The sequence below is a fragment of the Pseudomonas carassii genome (assembly GCF_036324045.1).
Taxonomy (GTDB): Bacteria; Pseudomonadota; Gammaproteobacteria; order Pseudomonadales; family Pseudomonadaceae; genus Aquipseudomonas; species Aquipseudomonas peradeniyensis.
This window is the reverse complement of sequence record NZ_JAZDCT010000076.1, coordinates 1-3,218: the sequence shown is the minus strand read 5'-3', so window position 1 is coordinate 3,218 and position 3,218 is coordinate 1. Positions and strand designations below refer to the sequence as shown.

The following is a 3,218-nucleotide window of genomic DNA, read 5'->3' as shown; positions in this document are numbered from 1 at the left end:
ATCCCTGTAGGCGCGGCCTTGTGCCGCGAAAGGGCTGCACAGCAGCCCCGGCGATCTAGAGCACCCCGTGCATCCGCACCACAACACCAAGGAACTCGCACCCCTCCTCGCACAACACCGTCGGATACAAGGTATTGAGCGGCCTGAGCATCCGCTGCCCACCCTCCTCGATCAACTCACGCAATACCGCCGGCTTACGGGGCTGCCGAGCCACCACCAGCCTGCCCGGCGTCACCTCGACCCCGGCATCCACCAACACCCGCATCCCCTGCGGAACGCTCCTGCCACTGGCGGCATTCATCGAATCGTTCTCGACCGGCAACCAGAACGCGTTGCCCGCAGGCATGTAATCGGTCAACTCGTGAATTTCACTGGATTGCGGCAAAGGCCCATCCAGATCGGCCCAGCCCAGCACTGGAAAGCGAAAACTGGCATGGCGCAGGGCATTGACTGATTGCGGCCGCTCTACGGCATAGACACCTCTGGTCTCGCGAACCGTGGTGTCACGCTCGACCACCATCACCCGCGCTTCGAGGTAAACCAGCCCGAGCTTTTCCAGTTTCTCGTTGACTGTCACCAGGGTGGGTCTGCGCGTGCCACGCAGCCAATGGCCGACACCGCCTTGGGTCATGCCCAGGCGCTCGGCCAGTTGATGCTGCTTGAGGTTGTGCTCGCGCTGGTAGCGCGAGAGAAATTCGATCCAGTTTTCCATGGCTGTGAACGATACGGACTGGATGAACGGCATCAATACACATCCTGAATTATCTCAGAACTAAAAAATAATACAAATTGACCTACCATCAACGCTCATTGTCCTCGAAGGGATTTCACAGGAGCAGTCATGAGCAATTCGACAAAAGAAGAAACAGATCTCGACGAAGAAGCAGCCCGCCGCGCCCTCGATTTCTACCTCAACCCCACCCCCACGCCCCGCGACCTGGAGCGTTCGCTATGGACCCTGCGCGAAGGCGTCAGCAACGCCCAGGCCTGCGACCATGCCATGGCCCTGCTGCGCTGCGCGTCGGCCACGGCACAGGAAACCGGCAACCATCTGCAGGGCACGACGCGGGAAGTGGTGTTTGCGCTGATGCACATGGTCAACATGGCCCGCGCCCTGCTGGAGCAGTACCACGCCACGGAAAAGGCATCGATCTGAAGGGAGAACGTGATAGCCGACGAACGGCAAAAGCCCCGATTGCCGGGGACGAGGTGTGCGTCAGTTAGATATTTTTTTGCCAATCGTGGAAAAATCATTTGACTGGCAAATGATAACGATTATTATTGCACTCAGCAGGTCGCGAGACCCGCTGGATAACCTGCAACGTCCTCAGGTCGGACGCTCAGATTATCTCCTCATCAGGCTAATCACGGTTTTTGACCCGGCTTTTTGCCGGGTCATTTTTTTTTGGCTCTTCAGGCTAATGAAGATCGTTGATGGCGGCGATGATAGCAAAACTGTGTCAGGACGTGAACGCTCATTACAAATCTTTGCGGAATCAGCACTTGAGAATCAATCTCGTTTAGCCTAAGCTGGCTTCGCGTCAAGGAAGATGCCCCCACCCCTTTCCTTAATGAGCAAGGAGCTGTCCATGACCCGCCTGCTGCTGCCCCTCGAGCACGACCCGCGCACCGCTGAACAGCATGGCGATGACGCGCTGCTGCATGCGCTCAAGCGCCTGCCGCGCCGGGTCCAGCAAGTCTTCCTGCTCAACCGTCTCGACCAGCAGGGCTTCGCCGCCATCGCCGAACGCCTGGACCTGCCGCTGATCAGCATCGAACGCCATATGAACCAGGCCCTGCAGACCGCCCGCGCCCCAGGCGACGCGCTGGCCAGCATCGCCGGCCAATGGTACGTGCGCCTGCAGAGCCCGCAGGTGACCGCCAGCGAACGCATCGACTTCCGCCGCTGGCTGGATGCCGACCCCGACCACCTGCGCGCCTTCCACGAAACCGAACTGCGCTGGCGCAGCCTGCTTGCCCCTGCCCGGCAATTGGGCCACGACGGCTGGTACCGGCAAGGGCGTGCGGCGCTGTCGCTGGGTGGCTGCTCGATTGCCGTCGGGCTCGGTGTTGCCGCCCTCGTGGCGTTAGGACTGCTGACCTGAACCCGGGGCGCAGCCCCCCGAAAATTCCTGCCCCGACCGCTCTAGCCGGTGGTTTGAAGTCATAACAGCCCCTCAAAGAGAACTTTCCTACAGCAATGTAGGAAGCCGTTGGCAAGACTTCCTCCCGCACGCCCCCTATGGTCCTAGCCTTGTGCCACGCATCGAGCGCGCCTCTCCACGTTGAGGCGCCCGACAACAATGGACAGGGACCGCCATGCTTAACCATTCCGACCTGCGCTACAGGTCAAACCCCTTCATCGCTAAAACCGAATGCGAGATTGCGCCTTCCAGCTATCCGCGCCACCGACTCATGCTGCCCCAACGATTTGCAAAGGGGGCGCGCCCATGACCCTCAGCCTCAGTCAATCCATCCTGGACGCACAACGCCAAGCCATCCCCGTCCCCAAGCCCCGCTGTTCCGCCTGCCAGCGTATCGGCCTGCCCATCCTCCTGCTGCGGACCGCCTACGCCCCCAGCCCCAAGACCCTGAGCACGCGCAACCTGCCCAACTACAACGGTATCGCCGGCATCCCCATGCACAACGAACAGTTGCGCATCCTGCGCCAGGGCTATGTTTACGTGCTGCTCGATCAACGGGTCTGGCACGCCTATCAGGTCACCCCCGAAGGGGCACTGCGCCAGTTCCCGGCCTTCCAGCCACCCCCGCAAGCCGGCAAACCCTTGTCCACGGCCTGCCGGCAAGAACATCACGATGTCATCGCGTCGTTCATCAACATCAACACCCTGCTGTACTCGACCGCCTGGATCGCCTTCGCCAACGACCCCTGGCCCAAGCCCGTGCTGGACCAGTACAAGCACGCCATCGCGAACAACGACCCCGAGCTCACCAGCCGCTTCCTCGTACTCGACCTGAAAGCGGCCCGCGAAGCGCCCGGCAGTGTGGGCCGGGCCATGCACGCAGACCGCCTGCAACTCGACGAGGTCCTGGAATATGCCGTGCCAAGCACCGGCCCCTTCACCAGCGTCCATGGCTTCTACCCTCGCCTCGAGCGCCTGGCGGCCACGCGCACGTACATCGCTGCCCTGATACAACGCGAAGAGCTCGCCGACGGCGTGCTCGCGCTGACGGTGCCAGACCCCGTCGGCATGGTT

General features: G+C 61.5%; 5 protein-coding genes. 4 read left to right on the top strand and 1 reads right to left on the bottom strand.

Annotated elements, in window-relative coordinates:
- Positions 1–55 precede the first annotated feature (55 nt).
- On the bottom strand, positions 56–712 hold the full coding sequence (locus V0R62_RS26580; protein WP_330105818.1) for a LexA family protein: 657 nt from the start codon (positions 710–712) through the stop codon (positions 56–58).
- 129 nt (positions 713–841) lie between these two features.
- On the opposite strand from V0R62_RS26580, the gene V0R62_RS26575 reads away from it, so the two are divergent.
- The 4 genes from V0R62_RS26575 to V0R62_RS26560 all read left to right on the top strand — a co-directional run.
- A complete protein-coding gene (locus V0R62_RS26575; RefSeq protein ID WP_330105817.1) occupies positions 842–1,156 on the top strand; it encodes a DUF6124 family protein in 315 nt (104 codons plus the stop codon).
- Positions 1,157–1,211: 55 nt separating this feature from the next.
- Entirely contained in the window at positions 1,212–1,529 is a 318-nt protein-coding gene (locus V0R62_RS26570; RefSeq protein WP_330105816.1) for a hypothetical protein, read from the top strand.
- A gap of 60 nt (positions 1,530–1,589) precedes the next feature.
- On the top strand, positions 1,590–2,105 hold the full coding sequence (locus V0R62_RS26565; RefSeq protein ID WP_330105815.1) for a DUF4880 domain-containing protein: 516 nt from the start codon (positions 1,590–1,592) through the stop codon (positions 2,103–2,105).
- Between the two features lie 345 nt (positions 2,106–2,450).
- The coding region (locus V0R62_RS26560) for a T6SS effector BTH_I2691 family protein (protein ID WP_330105814.1) at positions 2,451–3,218 on the top strand (768 nt) is incomplete at its 3' end.

What these genes read in the sequence shown, in the direction of transcription:
- V0R62_RS26565 (WP_330105815.1), top strand. Translation starts at nt 1,590, where the DNA reads ATGACCCGCCTGCTGCTGCCCCTCGAGCACGACCCGCGCACCGCTGAA.
- V0R62_RS26580 (WP_330105818.1), bottom strand. Translation starts at nt 712, where the DNA reads ATGGAAAACTGGATCGAATTTCTCTCGCGCTACCAGCGCGAGCACAAC.
- V0R62_RS26575 (WP_330105817.1), top strand. Translation starts at nt 842, where the DNA reads ATGAGCAATTCGACAAAAGAAGAAACAGATCTCGACGAAGAAGCAGCC.